At 72.1% G+C, this 24,854-nt stretch carries 22 protein-coding genes and 2 tRNA genes; 21 read left to right on the top strand and 3 right to left on the bottom strand.

Annotated elements, in window-relative coordinates:
• Positions 1 to 379 precede the first annotated feature (379 nt).
• The 10 genes from dnaA to L3X23_RS24535 all read left to right on the top strand — a co-directional run bounded on the left by dnaA (position 380) and on the right by L3X23_RS24535 (position 13,198).
• Entirely contained in the window at positions 380 to 1,951 is a 1,572-nt protein-coding gene (gene dnaA, locus L3X23_RS24580; protein WP_374205006.1) for a chromosomal replication initiator protein DnaA, read from the top strand.
• A 1,119-nt stretch (positions 1,952 to 3,070) separates the two neighbouring features.
• Positions 3,071 to 4,213 (top strand): DNA polymerase III subunit beta, encoded by a 1,143-nt coding sequence (gene dnaN, locus L3X23_RS24575; protein ID WP_093080718.1) that lies wholly within the window; start codon positions 3,071 to 3,073, stop codon positions 4,211 to 4,213.
• Positions 4,214 to 4,276: 63 nt separating this feature from the next.
• Positions 4,277 to 5,221: a phosphogluconate dehydrogenase (NAD(+)-dependent, decarboxylating) gene (gnd, locus tag L3X23_RS24570; protein WP_308116940.1), complete on the top strand. Its 945-nt coding sequence runs from the start codon at positions 4,277 to 4,279 to the stop codon at positions 5,219 to 5,221.
• Entirely contained in the window at positions 5,221 to 6,360 is a 1,140-nt protein-coding gene (gene recF / locus L3X23_RS24565; RefSeq protein WP_237194854.1) for a DNA replication/repair protein RecF, read from the top strand. Before gnd ends, recF begins: the two co-directional genes overlap by 1 nt.
• A gap of 42 nt (positions 6,361 to 6,402) precedes the next feature.
• Positions 6,403 to 7,050: a DUF721 domain-containing protein gene (locus L3X23_RS24560; RefSeq protein ID WP_374204912.1), complete on the top strand. Its 648-nt coding sequence runs from the start codon at positions 6,403 to 6,405 to the stop codon at positions 7,048 to 7,050.
• Between the two features lie 266 nt (positions 7,051 to 7,316).
• Positions 7,317 to 9,296, top strand: coding sequence for a DNA topoisomerase (ATP-hydrolyzing) subunit B (gyrB, locus tag L3X23_RS24555; protein WP_093080733.1), 1,980 nt, complete (start codon positions 7,317 to 7,319; stop codon positions 9,294 to 9,296).
• 19 nt (positions 9,297 to 9,315) lie between these two features.
• A complete protein-coding gene (gyrA, locus tag L3X23_RS24550; RefSeq protein ID WP_176921253.1) occupies positions 9,316 to 11,817 on the top strand; it encodes a DNA gyrase subunit A in 2,502 nt (833 codons plus the stop codon).
• Between the two features lie 48 nt (positions 11,818 to 11,865).
• Complete coding sequence (locus L3X23_RS36690; protein WP_374204910.1) at positions 11,866 to 12,849, top strand: DUF3566 domain-containing protein; 984 nt, start codon at positions 11,866 to 11,868, stop codon at positions 12,847 to 12,849.
• 50 nt (positions 12,850 to 12,899) lie between these two features.
• Positions 12,900 to 12,973 (top strand) — tRNA-Ile (locus L3X23_RS24540).
• Between the two features lie 149 nt (positions 12,974 to 13,122).
• Positions 13,123 to 13,198, top strand: a tRNA-Ala gene (locus L3X23_RS24535).
• 37 nt (positions 13,199 to 13,235) lie between these two features.
• Here L3X23_RS24535 and L3X23_RS24530 read toward each other — a convergent pair.
• On the bottom strand, positions 13,236 to 14,180 hold the full coding sequence (locus tag L3X23_RS24530; RefSeq protein WP_237194853.1) for an NADP-dependent oxidoreductase: 945 nt from the start codon (positions 14,178 to 14,180) through the stop codon (positions 13,236 to 13,238).
• A gap of 118 nt (positions 14,181 to 14,298) precedes the next feature.
• Here L3X23_RS24530 and L3X23_RS24525 point away from each other — a divergent pair, with 118 nt between their 5' ends.
• From L3X23_RS24525 to L3X23_RS24505, 5 genes are all read left to right on the top strand, one after another.
• Positions 14,299 to 14,796, top strand: coding sequence for a MarR family winged helix-turn-helix transcriptional regulator (locus tag L3X23_RS24525; protein ID WP_237194852.1), 498 nt, complete (start codon positions 14,299 to 14,301; stop codon positions 14,794 to 14,796).
• A gap of 33 nt (positions 14,797 to 14,829) precedes the next feature.
• Positions 14,830 to 15,621, top strand: coding sequence for a methylenetetrahydrofolate reductase (locus L3X23_RS36295; RefSeq protein WP_237194849.1), 792 nt, complete (start codon positions 14,830 to 14,832; stop codon positions 15,619 to 15,621).
• A gap of 150 nt (positions 15,622 to 15,771) precedes the next feature.
• Positions 15,772 to 16,353 carry a HEAT repeat domain-containing protein gene (locus L3X23_RS24515; RefSeq protein WP_237194847.1) on the top strand — a complete coding sequence of 194 codons (582 nt, stop codon included), beginning with the start codon at positions 15,772 to 15,774 and terminating at the stop codon, positions 16,351 to 16,353.
• Positions 16,340 to 17,314, top strand: coding sequence for a MerR family transcriptional regulator (locus L3X23_RS24510; RefSeq protein ID WP_237194846.1), 975 nt, complete (start codon positions 16,340 to 16,342; stop codon positions 17,312 to 17,314). The genes L3X23_RS24515 and L3X23_RS24510 overlap by 14 nt, the downstream gene beginning before the upstream one ends.
• A gap of 63 nt (positions 17,315 to 17,377) precedes the next feature.
• Complete coding sequence (locus tag L3X23_RS24505) at positions 17,378 to 18,730, top strand: APC family permease (protein WP_237194844.1); 1,353 nt, start codon at positions 17,378 to 17,380, stop codon at positions 18,728 to 18,730.
• On the opposite strand, the gene L3X23_RS24500 is transcribed toward L3X23_RS24505, so the two are convergent.
• Positions 18,698 to 19,501 (bottom strand): class I SAM-dependent methyltransferase, encoded by an 804-nt coding sequence (locus L3X23_RS24500; RefSeq protein ID WP_237194842.1) that lies wholly within the window; start codon positions 19,499 to 19,501, stop codon positions 18,698 to 18,700. The two genes, L3X23_RS24505 and L3X23_RS24500, sit on opposite strands and share 33 nt — an antisense overlap.
• A 23-nt stretch (positions 19,502 to 19,524) precedes the next feature.
• Here L3X23_RS24500 and L3X23_RS24495 point away from each other — a divergent pair, with 23 nt between their 5' ends.
• The 5 genes from L3X23_RS24495 (at position 19,525) to L3X23_RS24475 (ending at position 22,532) form a co-directional block, all read left to right on the top strand.
• Positions 19,525 to 19,755, top strand: coding sequence for a hypothetical protein (locus L3X23_RS24495; RefSeq protein ID WP_237194840.1), 231 nt, complete (start codon positions 19,525 to 19,527; stop codon positions 19,753 to 19,755).
• Positions 19,756 to 19,814: 59 nt separating this feature from the next.
• Positions 19,815 to 20,561 carry a maleylpyruvate isomerase family mycothiol-dependent enzyme gene (locus L3X23_RS24490; protein WP_237194838.1) on the top strand — a complete coding sequence of 249 codons (747 nt, stop codon included), beginning with the start codon at positions 19,815 to 19,817 and terminating at the stop codon, positions 20,559 to 20,561.
• A 157-nt stretch (positions 20,562 to 20,718) separates the two neighbouring features.
• A complete protein-coding gene (locus L3X23_RS24485) occupies positions 20,719 to 21,291 on the top strand; it encodes a L,D-transpeptidase (protein ID WP_237194837.1) in 573 nt (190 codons plus the stop codon).
• 71 nt (positions 21,292 to 21,362) lie between these two features.
• Positions 21,363 to 21,836, top strand: a complete 474-nt coding sequence (locus tag L3X23_RS24480; protein WP_237194835.1) for a DUF4188 domain-containing protein — start codon at positions 21,363 to 21,365, stop codon at positions 21,834 to 21,836.
• A 39-nt stretch (positions 21,837 to 21,875) separates the two neighbouring features.
• Positions 21,876 to 22,532 (top strand): metal-dependent transcriptional regulator, encoded by a 657-nt coding sequence (locus L3X23_RS24475; protein ID WP_374204909.1) that lies wholly within the window; start codon positions 21,876 to 21,878, stop codon positions 22,530 to 22,532.
• Between the two features lie 117 nt (positions 22,533 to 22,649).
• Here L3X23_RS24475 and L3X23_RS24470 read toward each other — a convergent pair whose 3' ends face one another.
• Positions 22,650 to 23,450 carry a hypothetical protein gene (locus L3X23_RS24470; RefSeq protein ID WP_237194832.1) on the bottom strand — a complete coding sequence of 267 codons (801 nt, stop codon included), beginning with the start codon at positions 23,448 to 23,450 and terminating at the stop codon, positions 22,650 to 22,652.
• A 276-nt stretch (positions 23,451 to 23,726) separates the two neighbouring features.
• Here L3X23_RS24470 and L3X23_RS24465 point away from each other — a divergent pair, with 276 nt between their 5' ends.
• Positions 23,727 to 24,854: an alpha/beta hydrolase gene (locus L3X23_RS24465; RefSeq protein WP_237194831.1), complete on the top strand. Its 1,128-nt coding sequence runs from the start codon at positions 23,727 to 23,729 to the stop codon at positions 24,852 to 24,854.

Raw genomic sequence — 24,854 nt, 5'->3', positions numbered from 1 at the left:
AGGTCGAGTGACAGCGAGGTCGCTCACCGTCATCCTCGCAGGCAGGCGCACGTGGGCCGGACCGGCCTCCACCTGCGCGTCTTGTGGTCGCCCGGCGGTCGTTGTTAGCGTGCGGGCTTCACGTTCCATCCGGGGGGATCGGAACATCCGCACGCGCCGTCGGCTCCGTCGAAGGCTCTGCGGGTCGCGGTGGCCGAGGGGCCGGGCGCGATCCGCCGAACTCCCCTGCGTACGGTCATACACATGTGTGGATAAGTCTGGGGATGTCTTCAGACCCGCACGAACCAGAACGACGAAACTCCGACGGCGCGCGCCCGCCCCCAGCCGGTCGCGCGGAGAGAGGGACCCAGCGGTGGCGGAAAACGGTGACCTCGCCCAGGTGTGGGATCTGGTCATCGCCGACCTCGCCGCCCCGCCCGAGAACGGCGCGCCGACCCTGTCGGCGCAGCAACGGGCCTTCCTCCGGCTGACCCGCCCACTCGGGCTGCTCGACGGCACCGCGCTCCTCGCCGCGCCGAGCGAGTTCGCGAAGGACGCCATCGAGCGGATCCTGCGCCGCCCGATCAGCGAGGCGATCGGCCGGCACCTCGGGGTGCAGGTGAACCTCGCCGTCGTGGTCGACCAGAGCGCGTCCGCGGGCGGGACCGCCGTGCCGGACCCGCCGTCGCGCAGGCCGGTGGGCGCGCCGTCGCTGGGCGCGATCGCGGAGTCGAACGCGCCGAGCCCGCTGCCGCTCGGCACGGACGGCGCCACCGCCGACGTGCCGACGCCCCCGTCCGGCTCTCCGCTCGTGGACCCGTCGGCCGCGGCCGCGCTCCCCGAGCCCGCGGGCGTCGAGGGCGCCCCGCCGCCCGCGCCGGAGCCGTGGCCCACCTACTCCGCCCCGCAGCCGGGTGACCCGGTGGCGCCGCGCTCGCAGACCCGACTGAACGAGAAGTACATCTTCGACACGTTCGTCATCGGGGCGTCGAACCGCTTCTCCCACGCCGCGGCCGTCGCGGTGGCCGAGGCGCCCGCCCGCGCCTACAACCCGTTGTTCATCTGGGGCGAGTCCGGGCTGGGCAAGACCCACCTGCTCCACGCGGTCGGGCACTACGCGCAGCGGCTGTTCCCCGGCATGCGCGTGCGGTACGTCAGTACCGAGGAGTTCACCAACGACTTCATCAACTCCCTGCGTGACGACCGCAAGGTCGCCTTCCAGCGCCGCTACCGGGACGTCGACGTGCTGCTCGTCGACGACATCCAGTTCCTGGAGGGCAAGGAGGGCACGCAGGAGGAGTTCTTCCACACCTTCAACACCCTGCACAACGCCAACAAGCAGATCGTCGTCTCCTCCGACCGGCCGCCGAAGCGCCTGGAGACCCTCGAGGACCGGATGCGCACGCGGTTCGAGTGGGGGCTGATCACCGACATCCAGCCGCCCGAGCTCGAGACCCGCATCGCGATCCTCCGCAAGAAGGCGGCGCAGGACCGGCTCGCCGTCCCCGGTGACGTCCTGGAGTTCATCGCCGAGCGCATCGAGCGGAACATCCGCGAGCTCGAGGGCGCGCTGATCCGGGTGACGGCCTTCGCCTCGCTCAACCGCCAGCCCGTCGACACCCAGCTCGCCGAGATCGTGCTGCGCGACCTCATCCCGGACTCCGCCGCCTCGGAGATCACCGCGCCGACGATCATGGCGGTCACCGCCGAGTTCTTCGACGTGACGATCGAGGAGCTGTGCGGGCCCGGGAAGACCAAGGCGCTCGCCCAGGCCCGCCAGATCTCCATGTATCTGTGCCGCGAGCTCACCGATCTCTCCCTGCCGCGCATCGGCCAGACCTTCGGCGGCCGCGACCACACCACGGTCATGCACGCGGACAAGAAGATCCGCAACGAGATCTCACTGCGCCGCAAGACGTTCGAGCAGGTTCAGGAGCTCACGGCGCGCATCAAGCAGCGCGCCCGGCACTGACCGCGCATCCGCACGGGCGACGCACCACGATCGCTCTCTCGGTGCCCCGGCTGCCGTGCGCACCGCACTGAGCGCACGCAATTGGTGATCATGCAGCACTGAGCGCACGACACGTGCGAACCCGCCCGCCGCCGGCCCGTTGTCCCCAGCCCGCCCCCACCCTTCCTCACCGGAAGGACGCAAGTCGCTCCGTGACCACGTGCACACCCACATGGAGCAGCCGAGTCTCGACGCCGTCGGACACGGCGAGGGCGAGAACAATCATGTGGACACGAGCGACCATGATCGAGACGCCTCGAACGAAGATCAACGAGCCGTCATCGCGTCGTGACCGAAGAGAGATCCACTCCGAGCGCGTGTCGCTCCCGGCCCGACCGCTCGTCGTCTGCTAAAGGACGCTCGCCGCATCGACGGGCGCGGGCGCCACGCGAACAGTGACCCGGACGGTCACCGTCCGTTGCAGCTCGTGTGCAAGGCGGGACTCCTGAGGGTCTCGACCGCCGCCACCGGGTCCTGGCAACGGCGCCGACCGGTCGCACAGCGTGGACGCACGGCCACGCTTCACCCACATCTGGGGACAACTCTGTGGATTGCCGGCCCGTGGGCGGTGGACGGATCACCCCCAGCCGGTGGACAACTCACCTCGAACCCGGGGACAGCGGCCGGACAACTCCGCCCGGACGCCGGCTGTCCACCGTCCTGCGCAACCCTCCCGAGTCCGTCCGCAGGCCCGGTCCCCAGATCGCCGCACCGTCCCACCTGCGACGACGCACTCCATCCACGTTGTCCACAGGACCTATCTCTACGTCTGGAGTCCTCTCTTGGAAGAACTACAAGAGAAAGAGGGCCGTGGATGGGGACACGGACGGGGACCTCGTCGGTGCGTTCGGACCGCTCGTCGGGCGACGGACCCGCGACGTGACACCCGGGCTCGGGAGGCTCTACGGTGAGTCGGTCGAACCCGGATTGCCGGGACGTCGGCGCAGCGCCCTCGGAGAACGCCGGTCGGACCTCGGGGCCCGCGCCGCCCGTCCTCCTCCGGGGCCCAGTCACGAGTCACTTCGAATCACTCCGAGCGCGGTCACATCCAGTGACCACCGGTGAAAGGTCCTCTCCGCGATGAAGTTCCGGGTCGAACGCGACGTGCTCGCCGATGCCGCTGCCTGGGTCGCCCGCAGCCTCCCTGCGCGACCGCCGGTGCCGGTCCTCGGTGGCGTGCTGATCGACGCCGGAGCCGAGGGGGACCGCCTCACCGTCTCCGGGTTCGACTACGAGACCTCGGCCCGCGTGGAGCTCGACGCGACGATCGGTGACCCGGGCAGGCTGCTCGTCTCCGGCCGGTTGCTCGCCGACATCACCCGCGCCCTGCCGAACAAGCCCGTGGACCTCGTCGTCGACGGCTCCCGCGCCACGATCAACTGCGGCAGCAGCCGGTTCTCGCTGCCGACCATGCCGGTCGAGGACTACCCGCAGCTGCCGGGCATGCCCCAGCGGGCGGGCGCGGTCGACGCCGCGGAGCTGGCCGGGGCCGTCGCCCAGGTCGCCGTCGCCGCGGGCCGGGACGACACGCTCCCCATGCTCACCGGCATCCGGCTCGAGATCGAGGGCACCCGGCTCACGCTCGCCGCGACCGACCGCTTCCGGCTCGCCGTGCGCGAGCTGGACTGGCAGCCGGAGGACGCGAGCGGGTCCACCGCCGTGCTCATCCCGGCGAAGACCCTCTCGGACGTCGCGAAGACCCTCGCCGGCGCCGGTTCCGTCGAGATCGCCCTGTCCGCAGGGGACGGCATGCTCGGGCTCACCGGCGGCGGCCGCCGGGCCACCACCCGCCTGCTCGACGCGGAGTTCCCGCGGTTTCGCCAGCTCATCCCGGCCGAGCACACCACCGCCGCGGAGCTCCAGGTCAGCCACCTCGTCGAGGCGATCAAGCGGGTCTCGCTCGTCGCGGACCGGGTCGCGCAGATCCGGATGGAGTTCGGCGAGGACGGGCTGCGGCTCGCGGCCGGTGGCGAGGACGTCGGCAGCGCCGAGGAGGAGCTGCCCTGCACGCTGGACGGCACCCCGCTGACCATCGCGTTCAACCCGGGCTACCTGCTGGACGCGCTCGGTGCGCTGCACACCGAGAAGGCCCAGCTCACGTTCACCACCCCGAACCGGCCCGCGCTGGTCCGCCCGGTCCTGCCGCCCGCCGAGGGGGAGGACACGACCCCGCCCGCCTCGGGTTACCTCCACCTGCTGATGCCGGTGCGCCTCCCGGGGTGATCGATTCACCCGCGGCCGGCACGATGAGCGCCGACACGTGAGGGCCAGGAGTGGGGAGCGGTTGTGCAACTCGGACTGATCGGCCTGGGCCGCATGGGCGGCAACATGCGGGACCGGGTGCGGGCGGCGGGACACGAGGTCGTCGGGTTCGACCCGCGGCCGGAGGTCACCGACGTGGCGTCGCTGGCGGACCTCGCGGCGGCGCTCGAGGCGCCGCGGGTGGTCTGGGTGATGGTCCCCAGCGGTGAGCCGACACGCTCCACCGTCGCCGCCCTGGCCGACATCCTGGAGCCGGGCGACCTGGTGATCGACGGCGGGAACTCCCGCTACACCGACGACGGCCCGAACGCAGAGCTGTTGTCCGCCAAGGGGATCGGCTACGTCGACTGCGGCGTGTCCGGTGGCATCTGGGGCAAGGACAACGGCTACGGCCTGATGGCGGGCGGGGCGAAGGAGCACATCGAGCTCGCCATGCCGATCTTCGACGCGCTGCGCCCCGAGGGTCCGCGCGAGGAGGGCTTCGCGCACGCGGGCGGCGTCGGGGCCGGGCACTTCTCGAAGATGGTGCACAACGGCATCGAGTACGGCCTGATGCAGGCCTACGCCGAGGGCTTCGAGCTGATGGAGGCCACCCCGCTGATCGAGGACGTCCCGGCGGTGATCCAGGCCTGGTCGCGCGGCACCGTGGTGCGGTCGTGGCTGCTGGACCTGCTGGTCAACGCGCTCAAGGAGGACCCGCACCTGGCGGACCTCGAGGGCTACGTGGATGACTCCGGCGAGGGCCGGTGGACCATCGAGTCCGCGATCACGCACGCCGTGCCGCTGCCGGTGATCTCCGCGGCGCTGTTCGCGCGGTTCGCCTCCCGGCAGGACGAGTCCCCGGCGATGAAGGCCGTCGCGGCGCTGCGCAACCAGTTCGGCGGGCACGCGGTGAAGAAGGCCGCCGGCCCGGCGGGCGCACCGGGCGACCACGCCGGACCCAGCTCGGGCGCCGGCAGCACCCACTAGTGCACCTGCGGCGACTGGCCGTCGAGGACTTCCGTTCCTGGGAACGCGCCGAGCTGGATCTCGAACCGGGCGTCACGGTGCTGGTCGGGTCGAACGGCGTCGGCAAGACCAACCTGGCGGAGGCGATCGGCTACGTCGCCACCCTGGGCTCGCACCGCGTCGCGAACGACGCGCCGCTGATCCGCCGCGGCGCCGAGCGCGCGATCGTGCGGGCCCAGGTCGTGCACCAGGGCCGCGAGCTGTTCGTCGAGCTGGAGATCACGGCCGGGCGGGCCAACCGGGCGCGGGTCAACCGCGCGCCGGTGCCGCGCCCGCGGGAGATCCTCGGGATCCTGCGCAGCGTGCTCTTCGCTCCGGAGGACCTCGCGCTCGTCCGCGGCGACCCGGGCGAGCGGCGGCGGTTCCTCGACGACCTGCTCGTCGCCCGCTACCCGCGCTACGCCGGCGTCCGCAGCGACTACGACCGGGTGCTGCGGCAGCGCTCGGCGCTGCTCAAGACCGCCCGCAACCGGCAGGCCGACCTGTCCACGCTCGAGGTGTGGGACGGGCACCTGGCCCGGCACGGCGCGGCCCTGCTCGCGGGCAGGCTCGAGCTCGTCGACGGGATCGCACCGCACGCGGAGAAGGCCTTCTCCGAGGTGGCGCCGACGTCGGATCCGCTGTCACTGCAGTACAAGTGCTCGATCCCCGGCGAGCTCGACCGGGCGGCGTTGGAACCCATGCTGCTCGACGAGCTGGCCCAGGTCCGCCGCCAGGAGATCGAGCGGGGGGTCTGTCTCGTCGGCCCGCACCGGGACGATCTCGTGCTCGGCCTCGGGGAGGGCCCGGCCAAGGGGTACGCCAGCCACGGCGAGTCGTGGGCGATCGCGTTGTCGCTGCGGCTGGCGTCCTACCGTCTGCTCAAGGCGGACGACGTCGAGCCGGTGCTGATCCTCGACGACGTCTTCGCCGAGCTCGACGCGCAGCGGCGCCGCGCGTTGTGCGCGGTCGCCGCAGAGGCGGAGCAGGTCATCGTGACCGCGGCCGTCGCCGAGGACGTCCCGGCGCAGCTGACGGGCGCCCGGTTCGCGGTGGGCGGCGGGACCGTCGTCCGGACGACGACCGGTGACGACCCGTCTGACGTGCAGGAGAACGGATGATGACGAGCCGCCCCCGAGCTGGGCGTTCCTGGGGACAAGGTTGTGGATACTGTGGATAACCCCCGCTCCTCCGGTGACTCCAGTCACAAGGCGCCGCCCGCCGCGACGGATCGACCGTCGGACCCGCCCGCGGTCCCCAAGGATGTCCACACCCCTGGGGACACCGCTCATCGCGCCGAGCGGCGCGGTGCCGATCTGGCCCGGGACGCGCTCGCCGCGGCCCGCGAGGCGACGGCGGCGAAGCGGAAGGAGCAGTCCGCGGAGCAGCGGGGCGCGCGGCCGAAGGGCTTCGGGCGGGGACGACGACGTCGCTGGTCCGGCCCGGGCCCGGACAACCGGGACCCGCAGCCGTTCGGCCGTGCGGTGTCGCGGGTCTCGATGGACCGGGGCTGGTCCTCCCGGCTCACGGACGCCACGGTGCTGGGCCGCTGGCCCACGCTGGTCGGGCCGGACATCGCCGACCACTGCACCCCCGTCTCCCTGCGGGACGGCGAGCTGGTCCTGAAGGCGGAGTCCACGGCGTGGGCCACGCAGCTGCGCACCCTGCAGCGACAGATCCTGCAGCGCCTGGCCGCCGCGGTGGGCCCGGACGTCGTCAAGCGGATCCGGGTCACGGGGCCGCAGGGCCCGAGCTGGCGCCACGGTCCGCGGCACGTCCGCGGCCGAGGCCCCCGGGACACCTACGGGTGAGCCTCCCGCGCCTCCCACTCTCGGGTGACCGTTCGCACCCGCCAGAGGCCCGCTGAGCGCGACGTGACGGGGCGTGAGCGCCGTTCGACCCCGTTTTCGGGCGGCCGGACCCTGTTCGCCGCGCGATCGCGCCGCTGTGACGCTTTCAGACGTGTCCTAGCCACAGTTCTGTCCGACCGGACCGGTAGAATCATCAGTGAGTGCCGCACGTGTGCGGCAGCACTGCCGGCATCCGCCGGCTCTCGTGGCGAGGAGAACATCAGCCCGTGGCGGAGAAGAAGAGCGGCTACAGCGCGTCGTCGATCACGGTCCTCGAGGGCCTGGAAGCCGTCCGCAAGCGCCCCGGCATGTACATCGGCTCCACCGGCGAGCGCGGTCTGCACCACCTCATCTGGGAGGTCGTGGACAACGCGGTCGACGAGGCGATGGCGGGGTACGCGACGAAGGTGGAGGTCACCCTGACCGCGGACGGCGGCGTCCGCGTCGTCGACGACGGTCGTGGCATCCCGGTCGACATGCACCCGGTGGAGAAGAAGCCCGCCGTCGAGGTCGTGCTCACCGTGCTGCACGCGGGCGGCAAGTTCGACGGCAAGTCCTACGCGGTCTCGGGTGGCCTGCACGGCGTCGGCGTCTCCGTCGTGAACGCGCTGTCCAGCGCGCTCGACGTCGAGATCCACGTCGACGGTTTCACGTGGAACCAGCACTACGACCACTCGGTCCCCGGCACGCTGCACAAGGGGGCGCCGTCGAAGCGGACCGGCACCTCGATCACGTTCTGGGCCGACCCCACCATCTTCGAGACCACCACGTACAGCCTGGAGACGATCCAGCGCAGGCTGCAGGAGATGGCGTTCCTCAACAAGGGCCTCACGATCGTCCTGCGGGACGAGCGGGTCTCCGACACCGAGGTCGACGACGAGCCGGACGCGGAGGGCTTCGTCGCCAAGGTCAAGGAGCAGACCTTCCACTACCCGGGCGGTCTCGAGGACTTCGTCGCGTTCATCAACCGCAGCAAGGACGCGATCCACAAGAAGATCATCAGCTACACCGGCGAGGGCCCCGGGCACCAGGTCGAGGTCGCGATGCAGTGGAACTCGGGCTACTCCGAGTCGGTGTACACGTTCGCGAACACAATCAACACGCACGAGGGCGGCACCCACGAGGAGGGCTTCCGTTCCGCGCTGACCACCACGGTCAACCGCTACGCGCGGGACAAGAAGCTGCTCAAGGACAAGGACCCGGCGCTGTCCGGCGAGGACATCCGCGAGGGGCTCGCCGCGATCGTGTCGGTCAAGGTCGCCGAGCCGCAGTTCGAGGGCCAGACGAAGACCAAGCTCGGCAACACCGAGGTCAAGTCGTTCGTGCAGAAGATGAGCAACGAGTGGCTGTCGGACTGGTTCGAGCGCAACCCCGCGGACGCGAAGACCATCGTCACCAAGGCGGTGTCCAGCGCGCAGGCCCGGCTCGCCGCCCGCAAGGCGCGGGAGCTGGTGCGCCGCAAGAGCGCCGGTGACATCGGCGGTCTGCCGGGCAAGCTGGCGGACTGCCGCTCCACGGACCCGAGCAAGTCCGAGGTCTACATCGTGGAGGGCGACTCGGCAGGCGGCTCGGCCAAGTCCGGCCGGGACTCGATGTACCAGGCGATCCTGCCCATCCGCGGCAAGATCATCAACGTCGAGAAGGCCCGGATCGACCGCGTCCTCAAGAACACCGAGGTCCAGTCGATCATCACGGCCCTCGGCACGGGCATCCACGACGAGTTCGACCTGTCGAAGCTGCGCTACCACAAAATCGTGCTGATGGCGGACGCGGACGTCGACGGCCAGCACATCCGCACCCTGCTGCTCACCCTGCTGTTCCGCTTCATGCGGCCGCTGGTCGAGGCCGGGCACGTGTTCCTGGCGAACCCGCCGCTCTACAAGATCAAGTGGGGCGGCCGCGGGTCCGAGCCGGAGTTCGCGTACTCGGACGCGGAGCGGGACGGGCTGATCGCGGCGGGCCGCGAGGCCGGCAAGAAGCTCCCCAAGGACGAGGGCGTGCAGCGGTACAAGGGTCTCGGCGAGATGAACGCCAAGGAGCTGTGGGAGACCACGATGGACCCCGAGGTCCGGATGCTCTCCCGGGTCACCCTGGACGACGCGGCGACCGCGGACGAGCTCTTCTCCGTGCTGATGGGTGAGGACGTCGAGTCCCGCCGCTCCTTCATCACGCGGAACGCCAAGGACGTCAGGTTCCTGGACGTCTGAGAGATAGAGGACCTGAACAGTGACTGACACCTTGGACCCGGCCCTCCCCGGCGCGGGCGGCGGCGACCGGATCGAGCCGGTCGACATCCAGCAGGAGATGCAGCGCTCCTACATCGACTACGCGATGTCCGTCATCGTGGGTCGGGCGCTGCCGCTCGTGGAGGACGGCCTCAAGCCGGTACACCGGCGCGTCCTGTACTCCATGGGCGAGAACGGCTTCCGGCCGGACCGCTCGTACGTCAAGTGCGCCCGCGTCGTCGGCGAGGTGATGGGCAACTACCACCCGCACGGCGACTCGGCGATCTACGACGCGCTCGTCCGGCTCGCCCAGCCCTGGTCGATGCGCTACCCGCTGATCGACGGGCAGGGCAACTTCGGCTCGCGGGGCAACGACCCCGCAGCGGCCATGCGGTACACCGAGTGCCGGCTCACGCCGCTGGCCATGGCGATGCTGCAGGACATCGAAGAAGAGACCGTCGACTTCGCGGACAACTACGACGGCAAGACCCAGGAGCCCCTGGTCCTGCCGTCGCGGGTGCCGAACCTGCTGATCAACGGCTCGGTCGGCATCGCCGTCGGCATGGCCACGAACATCCCGCCGCACAACCTGCGCGAGGTGGGCGAGGGCGTCGTCTGGGCGCTGGACAACCACGAGGCGAGCGACGAGGAGCTCCTGGACGCGCTCATGGCGCGGATCAAGGGCCCGGACTTCCCGACGGCGGGTCTGATCGTCGGCCGGGACGGGATCGAGTCCGCCTACCGCACCGGCCGCGGCTCGGTGCGCATGCGCTCGGTCGTCGAGGTCGAGGAGGACGCCAAGGGCCGCACCATCCTCGTCGTCACCGAGCTGCCGTACCAGGTCAACCCGGACAACCTCGTCGAGTCCATCGCGAGCATGATCCGCGACGGCAAGATGACGGGCATCTCGGAGATCAACGACGAGAGCTCGGACCGCGTCGGCATGCGCATCGTGTTCACGCTCAAGCGGGACGCGGTGGCCAAGGTCGTGCTGAACAACCTCTACAAGCACAGCCAGCTGCAGACCGGCTTCGGCGTGAACATGCTGGCGATCGTCGACGGCGTGCCCCGCACGCTGCGGCTGGACCAGGTCATCCGGAACTACATCCGGCACCAGATCGAGGTCATCGTCCGGCGCACGCGCTACCGGCTGCGCAAGGCCGAGGAGCGCGCCCACATCCTGCGTGGTCTGGTCAAGGCGCTCGACGCGCTGGACGAGGTCATCGCCCTCATCCGGGCGTCGCAGACGGTGGACGTCGCGCGCCAGGGCCTCATCGAGCTCCTCGAGGTCGACGAGATCCAGGCCCAGGCCATCCTCGACATGCAGCTGCGCAGGCTGGCGGCCCTGGAGCGGCAGAAGATCGTCGACGAGCTGGCCGAGATCGAGCTCGAGATCGCGGACTACGAGGACATCCTCGCCCGCCCCGAGCGGCAGCGGCAGATCGTCAAGGACGAGCTCATCGAGATCGTCGAGAAGCACGGCGACGAGCGGCGCACGCGGCTCATCGCGGACGACGGTGACGTCACCAACGAGGACCTCATCGCCGTCGAGGACGTCGTCGTCACGATCACCCAGACCGGCTACGCCAAGCGCACCAAGACCGACCTGTACCGGGCGCAGAAGCGCGGCGGCAAGGGCGTGCAGGGCGCCACGCTGAAGCAGGACGACATCGTCGCCCACTTCTTCGTGTGCTCCACGCACGACTGGATGCTGTTCTTCACGAACAAGGGCCGGGTCTACCGGCTCAAGGCCTACGAGCTGCCCGAGGCGAACCGGAACGCGCGCGGCCAGCACGTCGCGAACCTGCTCGCGTTCCAGCCGGACGAGCACATCGCCCAGGTCATGCAGATCAAGGACTACCAGGCCGCGCCGTACCTCGTGCTCGCCACGAAGAACGGGCTGGTCAAGAAGTCCCGCCTGGAGGACTTCGACTCCAACCGCTCCGGCGGCCTGATCGGCATCAACCTGCGAGACGAGGACGAGCTCGTCGGCGCCGTGCTCTGCAGCGCCGAGGACGACCTGCTCCTGGTGTCCGCCGAGGGCCAGTCGATCCGGTTCTCCGCGACGGACGAGACCCTGCGCCCCATGGGCCGCGCCACCTCCGGCGTCCTGGGCATGCGGTTCAACTCCGGCGACCAGCTGCTGTCGCTCGCCGTGGTGCAGAACGACAAGTTCGTGCTGGTCGCGACCGCGGGCGGCTACGCCAAGCGGACGCCGATCGAGGACTACCCGGTACAGGGTCGCGGCGGTAAGGGAGTGTTGACGCTCCAGTACGACCGCAGGCGTGGCACCCTGGTCGGCGCGCTCATCGTCGGGATCGACGACGAGCTGTACGCGATCACGTCGACCGGCGGCGTCATCCGGACCTCGGCACGCGAGGTGCGGAAGGCGGGCCGGCAGACCAAGGGGGTCCGCCTCATGAACCTCGGCGAGAACGCCACACTGCTGGCGGTCGCGCGCAACGCCGAGGACGATGACGAGGCCCCCGAGGAGACCGGCTGATCCCGGCCACCTGACCTGCACGCCGAACGCCGAGGAGTGCTCCACCTCGTGAGCGAGAACGAAGAGAAGCCGGCGACGGGGCCGGTGGCCACGGACAGCTCTGCGGCCGCACCGCCGCTCCCCACGGACGGTGCGGCCGAGGCCCCGGCGGACCCCGCCGAGGCCGCGGAGGACCGGACCACGCCCGCGAACGGATCGACCACCAACGGTGCGGGGGTGAGTGCCGGGCCGAGCGCCGCGTCGAAGGACGACGGCGCGGCCGCCCCGGCCGCCCCGGCCGCGCCGGCCACCGAGGCCCCCGACCACGCGTCGGCCCCGAAGAACGGCACGAGCCCGGCGGCCGACCAGACCGCGGTGTTCGCCACCCCGACGCCGGTGCCGCGGCCCCGGCCGGACGCCCCCTCGCCCGGGGCGGCGGACCAGCCGACGGGGACCCCGCTGCCCGGCTCGGTGCCCACGCCGCCGCCGTGGCGGCGGGCGTCGGGCTCGGACGCGACCGAGACCGCCGTCCCAACCTCGCGGCCCGCCCCGCGGCAGGCCCCGGTGGACTCGCTGCTCAGCGAGGCGCCCACGGCGTACATCGACCCGGGCGCGGCACCGCGCACGGCGTCGGTGGGCCCCGCGCGGGGCGAAGTCCACGCCGGCGTCCCGTCGGTGGGGGAGCGGGCCCCGCGCCAGGCGTTGCTGCAGCTCAAGCGGTTCGACCCGTGGTCGGTGCTGAAGCTCGCGCTGGTGCTCGCCGTCGTCCTGTTCTTCATCTGGCTCGTGGCGGTCGGCGTGCTCTACGGCGTGCTCGACGGCATGGGCGTGTGGGACCGGCTCAACGGCACCTACGCGGACCTCGTCTCCGGCGGCGGCCAGGGTGGCGGCGGATCGCTGATCAGCGCGGGCAGCGTCTTCGGCTTCGCCGCGGTCATCGGAGCGATCAACAGCCTGCTCTTCGCCGTGGCGATGACCGTGGGTGCGTTCGTCTACAACGTCTCCGCCGACCTGGTCGGCGGCGTGGAGGTCACGCTGTCCGAGCGGGACTGACCCCCCGCGAAGGCGGCGTGCGGGGTCCTGTAGAGTTCTGCACGCCGCAGGGGCCTATAGCTCAGTTGGTTAGAGCGCATCACTGATAATGATGAGGTCGCTGGTTCAACTCCAGCTAGGCCCACTCCATCGGCTTCGAAGGTGATCGACGTGAAGAAGCTCCTCGCTCTCGTCGCCGCTGTCGGCGCCGTGATCCTGGTGCTCGTCGGCCTCAAGTCCCGCAGCACATCCGATCCCTGGCACGAGGCGACTACCCGGTAGTCTGTCGCCCACGGGGACGTAGCTCAATTGGCAGAGCACCGCCTTTGCAAGGCGGGGGTTAGGGGTTCGATTCCCCTCGTCTCCACCATTTCCGACCGGCGACGGCATGCGCTGCGCCCGTCGTGTCAGGTTGTGGGCGTGAGGACGACGATCTTGCCCGCCAGCGTCCCCGCGGCCGCCCGGGCATGGACCTGGGGCAGGTCGACCAGTGGGACGCGCTCGGCGACGTCGACGGTGAGCTCTCCGCGGTCGACGCGCGCCACGAGCTCCGACAGCTGGGCGACGTCGCTGCGGACACACATGTCGATCGCGCGCACGCCGCGTTCCTCGTCGGCCGGGGCGGGCATCCACACGGTGGCGCTGACCACGACGCCACCGTCTCGAACGAGGGCGGCCAGCGCCGTGAACTCGTCCGGGTCGAGGGGGGCGAGGTTGAGCAGGACGTCGTCCGGCGCGGTGACCGCGGCGGCCACCGCGGTGGTGGTGTGGTCGATGATCTCGTCGGCACCGGCGGCCGCCAGGTTGCGGCTGCTGCGCGGGCTGCCGGTGGCGATCACGTAGGCGCCCGCGGCCTTGGCCAGCTGCACCGCGTACCCGCCCACCGCTCCGCCTGCCCCGCTGATCAGCAGGCGCTGCCCCGGCTTCAGCTCGGCGTGGTCGAAGAGGGCCTGCCAGGCGGTGAGGCCGACCAGCGGCAGTGCGGCGGCGTCGGCGAGCGGGACGGCGGTCGGAGCCGGGGCCAGGATCTCGGCGGGGGCGACGACGTACTCGGCGGAGGCCCCGTCGACGACGAAGGGGAGGAAGCCGATCACCTGATCGCCGACGGCGAGATCGCGCACACCCTCGCCGAGCGCGTCGATCGTTCCCGCGACGTCCAGCCCGGGCACGTGCGGCAGGGTCAGGGGCATCGGGCCCTGCATGAGCCCCGCCCGGATGGTGCCGTCGACGCTGTTGAACGTCGTGGCCGCGACCCGCACCCGCACCTGTCCGGGACCGGCGACGGGCTCGTCCACCTCCTCGTGACGCAGGACTGTCGGGTCGCCGTACTCGTGGAATCGAATGGCCTTCATCGCCGAGCCTCCGCTCTCGCGTGGATGTGCTTCGAACTCGAAGCATGGCGGAGACGCTAGCAGTGCTTCGGAGTCGAAGCAAGTGCTCAGAATGTGAAGCAACTGTTAGGGTCTGCGCGTGACCGACCCGGACCCGTCCCTCGATCCCGCCCAGCTGGGCGCTTACCTGACGCTCATGGAGGTGGCAGGCCTGCTCCGCCACGCGGTTGAGCAGCAGCTCCGGGAGGCCGGCGACCTCAGCTACGTGCAGTTCCAGATCTTGGCGCGGCTGGGTCTCGACCCGCGGACGGGCAGCGCACGCATGACCGACCTGGCCGACGGCGTCGTCTACAGCCGCAGCGGTCTGACCTATCAGGCCAGGCTCCTCGAGGAGGCAGGCCTGGTCACGCGCAGCCCGTCGGAGACCGACGAGCGGGGCGTGACCGTCACGATCACCGAGGCCGGGCGGGCGCTGCTGGCCACGGTGCTCCCCGGCCACACCGAGGTGGTCAGCCGGCAGCTCTTCCAGCCGTTGACCCGCGAGGACACTCGAACCCTGGCCGACCTGTTGACGCCGGTGCGCGACCACATGCGCTCGCTGCCGCCCCGGTCCGCGGTCCCTCGCCGCCGGCGCTGACCGCCGGCGCTCGGGCGTGGCAGTCTCTGCCTCGTGAGCCGCACCTTCTCCGTCGTCTGCGAGATCGAGCCGCCGACCAGGCCGGACCTGACGCGGGCGCGGCACCAGATCGGCATGCTCGCCCCCGTCGTCGACGACTTCCTGATCCCGGACAACCACATCGGCCGGGCCACGGTGTCGAGCATCGCGGTGGCGAACGAGGTGCACGCGATGGGGCGGCGGAGCATCGCCTGTCTGAACTCGCGGGACCGCAACCTGCTCGGCCTCCAGCGCGACCTGCTCACGGCGGCGGCGTACGGGGTCGACCGGTTCCTGTTCGTCGCCGGGGACAAGCCGACGGCGGGCGACCGGGCGGGTGGGCTCACCGTGCGGACCATGATCGAGGAGGCGCGGGCGATCACCGGTCGGCGCGAGTTCGCCGGGGTGGAGCCGTTCGGGATCGGGGTGACCTCCGGCAGTCGTCGTCGGCTCGCGCCGTGGAAGCGGGCGGCGGACTTCGTCTTCCTGCAGGTCGGGTTCTCGGTCGAGGAGGTCGTGCGCTGGCGGGAGGAGAACCCGACCGACCAGCCCGTCTACGCCGGCGTCATGGTGCTGGCCAGCGCCGGGATGGCCGACCGGCTGCGGGCGAGCGTGCCGGACATCGAGATCCCGGCCGCGCTGGTCGAGCGGGTCCGCGCCGACCCGGATGCCGGGGTGGCCGCGGCGTGCGAGCAGGTCGTGGCGCTGCGGGACAGCGGCGCCTGCGACGGCGTGCATTTCGTTCCGGTCAGCAGGTACCGGCAGGTGGCGATCGAGCTGGAGCGGCTGCATCCTCGGCCCCGGTGATCCACTCGTCGGGAGCGGAGCGGTCGGATACCGACCGCCGCGCTCCCCGAGAGTGGATCATCCGCATTGTGGAGCCACACTGCGGTGCTCGAGTCGGGCTCGAACTCGCGGGCTTGACCTTCACACTGTGACAAGGTCTTTCCTGGGCTCATGAGGTTCGACCACCCCGACACATCGGCCCGGCTGCAGGCGGCGCTCGCGGCGGGCACCCGTCCCGACCCCGCGCAGCTCGACGCGCTGGTCGAGCGCTGCGCCGTGGAGCCGGACTTCTTCGTCCGGGACATGCTGACCTGGGCGCTGACCCGCCAGCCCGCCGCGCTGCCCCGGGTGCTCCGGGAGCTGCACAGCGAGATCCCGCAGGCGCGCAGCCAGGCCCTGCATACTCTCTCGAAGATCGGTGACCCGGGCGCGTGGCCCGCGATCACGAGGGAGCTGCTGCATGACCCGGACGACGAGGTGGCCCGGGCCGCCTGGCGGACCGCGGTCGGGCTGGTGCCCGAGGGCGAGGAGCAGGCGTTGGCCGCCGAGCTGATGCACGAGCTCGGGCGCGGCGGTCGGGACGTGCAGCGCAGCCTCACCCGGGCGCTCCTCGCGCTGGGCGACGCGGCGCGCCCGGCGCTGGAGCACGCGCAGGTCACGCTCCAGGTCCTGAACGACCCGGAGCTCAGCGTCGACGACGCGCTGCACCACGCGAAGCGTCGGGTCGCGTTGGGGCCCGATGCGGATCGGTGAGCTGTCGCGGCTGGCGGGCATCAGCACCCGCATGCTGCGCCACTACGACGCCATCGGGCTGGTCTCGCCGCGGCAGCGCACGGCGAACGGCTACCGCGACTACACCTCCGCGGACGTCCGCAGGCTCTTTCAGGTGGAGAGCCTGCGGACGCTCGGGCTGTCGCTGCAGGCGATCCGGGAGAGCCTGGCGGACGCCGACGTGCCGCCGACCGCGCTGGTCGACGAGCTGATCGCGGCCACCGGTGAGCGCATCGCGCGCGAGCAGGCGCTGCTCGCGCGGCTGCGGAGCGTCCGGGAGAGCGGCGTGACGTCCTGGCGTGACGTCCTGGGGCTGGTCGCGCTGATGCAGGAGCTGGACTCCCCGGACCCGTCTCGGCGTCAGCGCGCCGCCCTCGCCGAGGGCCCGCCCGCGCCGCTGCTCGACGCGCTGTTCGGCGAGCAGGACCCGAACGTCGCCGGGGCCCTGCGGTGGGCGGTGGTCCGCGCGGGCGACGAGGTCCTCCCGCAGCTGGTCGCGGCCCTCGACGGGCCGGACGAGCAGGCCCGCCACCAGGCCGTCGCGGCGCTCGTCCGGATCCCGGGAGCGGAGTCCGCGCTGCGCCGGGCGCTGCGGCACCGCGACCCGTACGTCCGGGAGCGGGCGGCGCTCGCGCTGGGCGACCGGGACGCCGTCCCCGAGCTGGTCGCGATGATCGTCCGGGGTGCGGACGACGTGTCCGCCGCCGAGGCGCTCGGCCGCCTGGCCCGCAGCGACGACCCGGCCGGCGACTGGGCCGACGACCTGGCGGGTCGCCTCGTCGCCCGGCTCGACGACGACGTCCGCGCGCGGGGCCGGATCACCCAGGCCCTCGCCGAGATCCCCGGCCCCGCGGCCCACCGCGCCCTCACCGCACTCGTCGCGGACCCCGACCCGGCCGTCGCCGCGACCGCGCGCTCCCTGCTCGCCCGCCGCGCTGTTTGACGGTTGTGTTTCGAATGTCCGTCTCGTGCGGTGATCAGTGGTGAACGGTGTCAGCATCCCGGAATGGCCGAATCGACCGCGACGAGCGGGTCCACCGCACCGAGCACGAAGCTGAAGCGCACCGTCGGCGTCACCCTGCTGTTCTTCTTCATCGTCGGGGACACCCTCGGGGCCGGGATCTACACCCTGGTCGGGACCATGGCCGAGGACGTCGGCGGGATGCTGTGGCTGCCGCTGACGATCGCGCTGGTCGTCGCCCTGCTGACGGCGGGCACCTACGCCGAGATGATCACCAAGTACCCCATGGCGGGCGGGGCCTCGCGGTACGTGCAGAAGGCCTTCGACAAGCCGTACCTCACGTTCGTGATCGGCTTCCTGATGCTCTCCTCGGGCATCACCACGGCGGCGCTGCTCGCCAACGCGTTCGCCGGTGACTACCTCAGCACGCTCATCGACGTCCCGGCCGCGCCGGTCACGATCGTCTTCCTGCTGCTGCTCGTCGCGATCAACCTCCGCGGTGTGCGGGAGTCGCTGTCGGCCAACGTGGTGATGACGTGCATCGAGGTCAGCGGCCTGGTGATGGTGATCGTGGTCGCGGCGATCGTGTTCGGCAGCGGGGCGGGCGACCCGGCGCGCATCCTCACGCCGTCGCCGGACCAGCCGCTGCTGGTGGGCGCGTTCTCGGCGTCGGTCGTGGCGTTCTTCTCGTTCCTCGGGTTCGAGGCCGCGGCCAACATGGCCGAGGAGGTCAAGGAGCCGTCGAAGGCCTACCCGCGGGCCCTGTTCGGCGCGATCTGCACCGCGGGTGTGGTCTACCTGTTGATCGCGCTCGGCGCGGCGATCGTCGTGGATCCCGCGACCATGGCGAACTCCAGCGGGCCGCTGCTCGAGGTGATCACCGCCTCCGGCCTGCCGATCCCGGAGTGGCTGTTCTCGCTGATCGCGCTGGTGGCGATCGCCAACGGCGCGCTGCTGTTCATGGTCATGGCGAGCCGCGCGACCTACGGGCTGGCCGAGCAGAACCTGCTGCCCTCCTTCTTCGGCCAGGTGGCGCCCACCCGTCGGACGCCGTGGGTGGCGATCGTCGCCGTCGGTGCCGCGACGATCGGGATGAGCTTCGTCGGCAACATCGGCCAGCTCGCGGACACCACGGTCCTGCTGCTGCTCTTCGTGTTCATCGCGACGAACGTGTCCTGCATCGTGCTGAAGAAGGACGACGTGGGCCACGAGCACTTCTCGGTCCCGATCGTCGTGCCGATCATCGCCATCCTGGCGAGCATCGTCCTGCTCACCCAGCAGACCGCGGACATCTGGCTGCTGGGCGGTGGCTACCTGGTCGTCGGCACGATCCTGTTCCTCATCGCCCGCTACAGCAGGCGGAGGCTAGACGCGGGCGCGGACCAGCCAGCAGGCTGATCCGTACGCGACGCCGCCGGGCCCGGCGTGGGCGGTGAGGTCGGTGCGCAGCGCGCGGAGGGCGGAGGCCCGGTCGGCGGGCGGGAGCGGCGCGATCAGGTCGCGCTGCATCCCGGCCACGTAGGCCACGGCCGCGTCGACGTCCGGGCCGACGACCATCGGCTCGCGGCGGGACTCGAGGTGGACCTCGGTGAATCCGGCCCCGCGCAGCACCGTTCGCACGTGGTCGGGATCGCCGAGGGAGAAGGGGCCGCCGGGCATCGGGTCCCCGCCGAGGAGCCGGCGGAAGGTCGGCATCCACTCCTGCTCGGCGTAGCCCTGCCAGAACAGCAGCACCATCCGCCCGCCCGGTCGCAGCGCGCGGGCGAGGTTGGCGAACGCGGCGGGTGGGTCGCCGAAGAACATCACGCCGTTGCGGCTGACCACGAGGTCGACGGGGCGGAAGGGCTCCACCTGCGCGTCCGCCTGAGCGAACCGGGCCCGCGGGACCCCGGCGGCCGCCGCCCGCTGCCGGGCGAGCGTCAGCATCCGGCTGGACAGGTCGACGCCGAGGGCGCAGTGGGCCGTGCGGGCGAGCTCGCGGGTCAGCAGACCGGTACCGCAGCCGACGTCCAGCACCCGGTCGCCGGGTCCCGGTGCCGCCGCGGCGACGAGCGCGGGCTGGTAGGCCGCGATGCCGGCGTCGAACCGGTCGGCGTTGTCCGCCCAGAATGCGCCGCCCGGACCGTCCCACCCGGCCAGTTGGTCGCGGTTCGACTCCGCTGTCCACATGGCGGTGACCCTATTCTGGTGTCGTGACGCACGACGAGCTCGTCGTCCAGTTCGCCCTGACCCGACTGGACAATCCCGGGCTGGAGCTCGAGGAGGTCGCCGCGCTGCTGGTGCGGCGGGTCGGGCCCGAGCGCATGCTGCAGTTCGCGGCCGCGAACCTGGCGGACCGCGGTGAGCTGCGGGGCGCGTTGTTCGACTCCGCCGTCGAGCACGTGATGCGCGTGGTGCTGAGCCTCCGGGAGGACACGGCCTGACAGCGGGCTCGATGTCGGGCCTGATGTCGAGGACGTGCGCGCGGCTCCGACCCGTGGGTATGAGCGACACGACCTTCACCCGACACTGTGCCGAGATCGTCGGACAGACCGCCCAGCTGGTGCGCGAGGTGTCCGGCGCGGATCCGGACGCCCGCGTCCCCGGCTGCCCGGACTGGACGCTCGGGATGCTGGTGCGCCACCTCGCGGCGGGGCACCGGTGGGCGACCGAGATCGTTCGTACCCGGGCCTCCGAGTTCCTCGACGACACCGAGCTCCGCGTCCTGCGGCCCGGTCCCGTCGCCTGGGACGAGCTGGTCCCGGGGGCCCGGGCGCTGGCGGACACCCTGCGAGCCGCAGGCCCCGACGCCGAGGTCTGGACGCCGTTCATCGCCGACGGCACCCGGTTCTGGGCCCGCCGCTTCGCCTTCGAGACGCTGGTGCACCGGCTCGACGCCACCCAGGCCGCGGGGCTGCCGGTGACCGTCTCGCCGGACACGGCGTCCGCCGCGCTCGACGAATGGTGCGAGCTCGACGCCCATCCCTTCCACCTCGAGGTCCACCCACGCCGCAGGGAGCTCTCGGCCCCGGGCCGCACGCTGGCCCTCGAGGCGCCGGGGCGGCGGTGGTTCGCCGACCTCACCGGGGCGGCGGTCGTGTGGCGGCACTCGGCCGAGCCCGCGGCGGTGACCGTCCGGGGCTCGGTGCCCGATCTGCTGCTCTTCGTGTACGGACGTCCGAACACGGTGTCGGTGAGCGGCGACCGTTCGCTGCTCGGGTTGTGGCGCGAGCACGTCGCATTCGCCTGATCGGACCGTTTCGTGGGGCCGTTCGGCGCCCGCTGTCGACCGGTGACGGTCGAGACGGTGTCGACCCACCCGTGTGGGCGTTGGACGGGTGCGTGGTCACGCACGGTGTTTCACGTAGAGTGATCGAGCAACTACGGAACGACGCGAGGAGTGGGCTGTGGGCACACGGCGGTTCGGGACCGCGAACGGCACGCGCAGGACGGTCGTCGCACTGATCGTGGCCGCCGTCGGCGTGGGTGGCGCGGTCGTCGCCGGGCCCGCCTTCGCGGAGTCCCCCGCGGCCGCCGCCGCGCACACCGAGCCGCTGGTGCCGGGCACCCCCTGCTCGGTCTCGGCCAAGTCGTGCGTGGACCTGGAGTCCCAGCAGGCCTGGCTGATCCAGGACGGCAAGGTCATCCGGGGCCCGGTGCGGATCGCCTCCGGCGGCAACGGCCAGGAGACCCCGGTCGGCCACTCGCTGCGGGTGTACCGCAAGGACCAGAACCACCTCAGCCAGGAGTCGCGGCTGCCCAACGGGAACCCGGCGCCCATGCCGTGGTCGGTGTTCTTCGAGGACGGCGGGATCGCCTTCCACTCCGGCAGCCCCGACCGCTCGTCCGGCGGCTGCATCCACCTCGAGCCCGCCGACGCCGAGGCCTGGTTCAACTACCTGCAGATCGGCGACATGGTGCAGGTGGTGAAGGCGTCGGAGGAGATGGCGGCGCGCGGGATGGCGCCGCCGCCCGCCTGAGAGGCTCCCTTGACATGGATAGCCAGACTCTCCACTATTGGAGAGTCTGACTATCCAAGGGAGTGGGCGCGATGAACCGCACGACGCACCGGCACGAGGGCGAGCTCGTGGTCTTCCTCATCGGCATGACGATCAACCGGTGGTGGCGGATCGACCAGTGGCTCCCGACGGCGCTGGCCATGCCGCGGATGCTGCGGGAGCTGGCCGCGGACCCGGAGTCGGGGATGCTCGGCTTCCGGCTCACCCTGGAGGGCGCGAAGCCCACGGTCATCCAGTACTGGGACTCGGTCGAGAAGCTGTACGCCTACGCCTCGGACCGCGAGGCCCTGCACCGACCGGCCTGGTCCGCCTTCAACCGGCGGGCGCTCAAGGCGCCCGGCGTGGTGGGGGTGTGGCACGAGACGTTCCACGTGGAACGCGCGGAGAGCGTGTACGTCGACACCCCCGAGATGGGACTGGCCGCGGCGACGGAGAGCGTCCCGGTGGCGCGCCGCGGCGACGGCGCGCGGGAGCGCCTGGCGGTCGGGCGGACCGCCGCGTCCTGACCTCGGTCGTGGCGGTGAGGTGGGACTAACATCGACGCCGTGGGGACCATGACTCCCGCTGTCGAGGACTACCTCAAGACGATCTTCCTGCTGGTCACGCGCGGGGAGACCGTCACCACCGGGCTGCTCGCGAAAGAGCTGCAGGTGTCCTCGCCGTCGGTGTCGGCCATGGTCAAGCGGCTGGCGGACGGCGAGCTGGTGCACCGCGGCCGTGCGCTCACCCTGACCGACGCCGGGGAACGGGCCGCGCTGCGGGTGGTGCGCAGGCACCGGCTGCTGGAGACGTTCCTGGTCAAGGTCCTGGACATGCCGTGGGACGAGGTGCACGAGGAGGCCGAGGCGCTCGAGCACGCGCTCAGCGACCGGCTGGAGGCCCGGATCGACGCCGCCCTGGGCCATCCCACGCGGGACCCGCACGGGGATCCGATCCCGACGCCGTCGGGCAGTCACGACGAGAGCTGGGGGCAGCCACTGACCTCCGCGCCCGAGGCCTGCCGGTTCCGGATCGAGCGGGTCTCGGACCGCCACTCGGACGCGCTGCGCTACCTCGGCGATCGCGGGTTGCGGCCCGGAGTGGTGATCGACGTGGAGACCCAGGAGCCCTACGGCGGGCCGCGGTGGGTGCGGGTCGAGGGGGAGCGGATCGCGCTGGCGCCGCTACTCACGGGGCTGGTGCACGGTCGCGTGGTGCGCTGACGTGCGCTGAGGTGCGCTGATCGGTGCACACGCCGAAGCGCCGGCGGCCTCGTGGGCCTGCCGGCGCTTCGGGTGGACGCGCCCGTGGGGGCGCGGGGGAGCGGATGAGGTCCGTGATCAGCCTGCGAGGGCCACGATCTGCGAGACGATGTCGCCGGTCGACGGGACGGTCGTCGCGCCGGTGGTGTCGACGTCCTGGCCGGTCGTCGACGGCAGCTCGGGGGCACCGGTGGGCAGCTCGGGCGCGGCGAAGGGCAGCTTCGGCGCGGCGGGCAGCTCGGGAGCCGCGAAGGGCAGCTCGGGGGTGGCGAACGGGAGCTCGGGCGCGGCCGGGGCGGCCTCGTGCGACGCGGTCGGGACCTCGGTGGGGACCTCGGTCGGCAGCGCGGTGGGCAGCTCCGGGGTGGCGGGCAGCGCGGTCGGCAGCTCCGGCGCGGCGGGCAGCTCCGGGAGCGTGCCGAGCGGGAAGGTGCCCAGCGGGGTCGCCAGCTCGCCGTTGAACTCCGGCGCACCCGGCAGCTCGGGCAGGCCCGGGGCCTCGGCGGCCTCGTGCGAGGCGGTGGGGACGGCGAACGCGTCGGAACCCGCGTCCTGCGCCACGTGGCTGTCGACCGGGGCGATCTCCGGGGCCGGCGGCGCCTCGTCGGTGTTCTCGACGGTCACGTCGGGCTTCTCGAAGTTGAGGATGCCGGGGATGTTGACGGAGTCCGGGACCTCGGGCACGGCGGGCAGCTCGGGGACGGCCAGCTCGGGCGCGGCGGCGTCGGGCAGCGCGGGCGCGCCGACGGGCAGCTCGGGGGCGGCGGGCAGCTCCGGCAGGTCGGCGGCGAACGCCTGTCCGGCGAAGCCCGCGCCGAGGGCGGCGATGCCGGCGACGGTCGCCGTCGTGCTCAGCGTGCGCCTGGCGAGACTGCTCATGGCTGGGGTGGTCCTTCCGATCGGGGGAGATCGCATCTGTGCGGACGCTCGCGCTGCACGAGGCGGCCCGAGCGATCTGCCGGGCCAACGAAGCCGTCGTGACCTGGTTGTGCTCCACAGTTCGCGTTCACCCGAACTGATGGCGGCAAAGATGCAGGTCACACACGGTTCACCGGGACGGGCGACCCGCCGGTGCTTGACGCCGCGACGATCACGGTTCCGTCACGAAGCCCGTCGACTCGACGGTGACGCCGCCCGCCGGGGATGATCCGTGCCGTGGGGGAGAACGCTCGGCGGGAACGCGCACTGATGGCCGCCGGGGTCGGCGCGGCGGCCGGTCTCGGGGTGCTGGGCGCCGGCGCTCTGGGCATCGGCCACCACTACGCCACGGTGCTGCTGGATCCCGCGCGGGTCGTCGCGTTCCCGGAGCGGGTGCTGCGCGCGGACGCGGACTCGGTCACCCTGGCCACGAGCAGGCTCGTCCGGCAGCCGGGGGTGTGGGGGCTGCGGTGGCCGGAGGGGCTGGCCGTCATCGGCCCGATCCTGTCCGACGACCGTCACGGCGTCCGGCGCGCGCTGCTGGGGGGACCCGTCCCGCGCGAGGGGGCAGCGGTGATCGACGCCGGGCCGTTCGATCCCGACCCGGCGGCGCGCGGGCTGCCCTTCACCGAGGTCGCCATTCCGACGCCGCTCGGTCCGGCGCCCGCATGGCACGTGCCGGGCGGGTCGGACACCTGGGTGATCGCGGTGCACGGGCGCGGGGGGCGCAGGCGGGAGGCGCTGCGGATCCTGCCCGCGCTGCACCGGCTCGGGCTCCCGACCCTCGTCATCAGCTACCGCAACGACGACGACGCCCCGCCGAGCCCCGACGGCCACTTCCACCTCGGGGACTCCGAGTGGGAGGACCTGGAGGCCGCCGTCCGGTGGGCGTGCGCGCAGGGGGCCCGCCGGATCGTCGTCGTCGCCTGGTCGATGGGGGCGGCCATCACCGGAGCCTTCCTCGACCGGTCCGCGGCGGCGGACCTGGTCGTGGCGCAGGTGTGGGACGCCCCCCTGGTCGACTGGCGCGCCACCCTGCGCAGGCAGGCCCGCAACCGGCTGCTGCCGCCGCAGCTCGTCGGGATCGCGACGCTGTCGGCGCGGCGGCGCATCGGCATCGACTTCGACCGGTTCGACCTGCTCCGCACGCCGCCGCGGCGCCGCCCGCCGACGCTGATCGTGCACAGCACCCCGGACACGGCGGTGCCGATCGGCCCGAGCCGCGCCCTCGCCGCGGCGGGCCCGGGCCTCGGCTGGCCGATCGAGCTGGTCGAGGTCGCCGGCGTGGAGCACACGGCGGCGTGGAACGCCGACCCGGACCGCTACGAGCAGCTCGTGACGGACTTCCTCGACGACCGGCTCTAG

The sequence above is a fragment of the Pseudonocardia sp. WMMC193 genome, from assembly GCF_021728735.1.
Taxonomy (GTDB): Bacteria; Actinomycetota; Actinomycetes; order Mycobacteriales; family Pseudonocardiaceae; genus Pseudonocardia; species Pseudonocardia oroxyli.
This window is presented reverse-complemented; position numbering and strand designations above follow the sequence as displayed.

What these genes read in the sequence shown, in the direction of transcription:
- L3X23_RS24505 (WP_237194844.1), top strand. Translation starts at nt 17,378, where the DNA reads ATGGCCGAATCGACCGCGACGAGCGGGTCCACCGCACCGAGCACGAAG.
- L3X23_RS24500 (WP_237194842.1), bottom strand. Translation starts at nt 19,501, where the DNA reads ATGTGGACAGCGGAGTCGAACCGCGACCAACTGGCCGGGTGGGACGGT.
- L3X23_RS24510 (WP_237194846.1), top strand. Translation starts at nt 16,340, where the DNA reads ATGCGGATCGGTGAGCTGTCGCGGCTGGCGGGCATCAGCACCCGCATG.
- L3X23_RS24480 (WP_237194835.1), top strand. Translation starts at nt 21,363, where the DNA reads ATGAACCGCACGACGCACCGGCACGAGGGCGAGCTCGTGGTCTTCCTC.
- L3X23_RS24515 (WP_237194847.1), top strand. Translation starts at nt 15,772, where the DNA reads ATGAGGTTCGACCACCCCGACACATCGGCCCGGCTGCAGGCGGCGCTC.
- L3X23_RS24530 (WP_237194853.1), bottom strand. Translation starts at nt 14,180, where the DNA reads ATGAAGGCCATTCGATTCCACGAGTACGGCGACCCGACAGTCCTGCGT.
- L3X23_RS24470 (WP_237194832.1), bottom strand. Translation starts at nt 23,450, where the DNA reads ATGAGCAGTCTCGCCAGGCGCACGCTGAGCACGACGGCGACCGTCGCC.
- L3X23_RS24490 (WP_237194838.1), top strand. Translation starts at nt 19,815, where the DNA reads ATGAGCGACACGACCTTCACCCGACACTGTGCCGAGATCGTCGGACAG.
- dnaN (WP_093080718.1), top strand. Translation starts at nt 3,071, where the DNA reads ATGAAGTTCCGGGTCGAACGCGACGTGCTCGCCGATGCCGCTGCCTGG.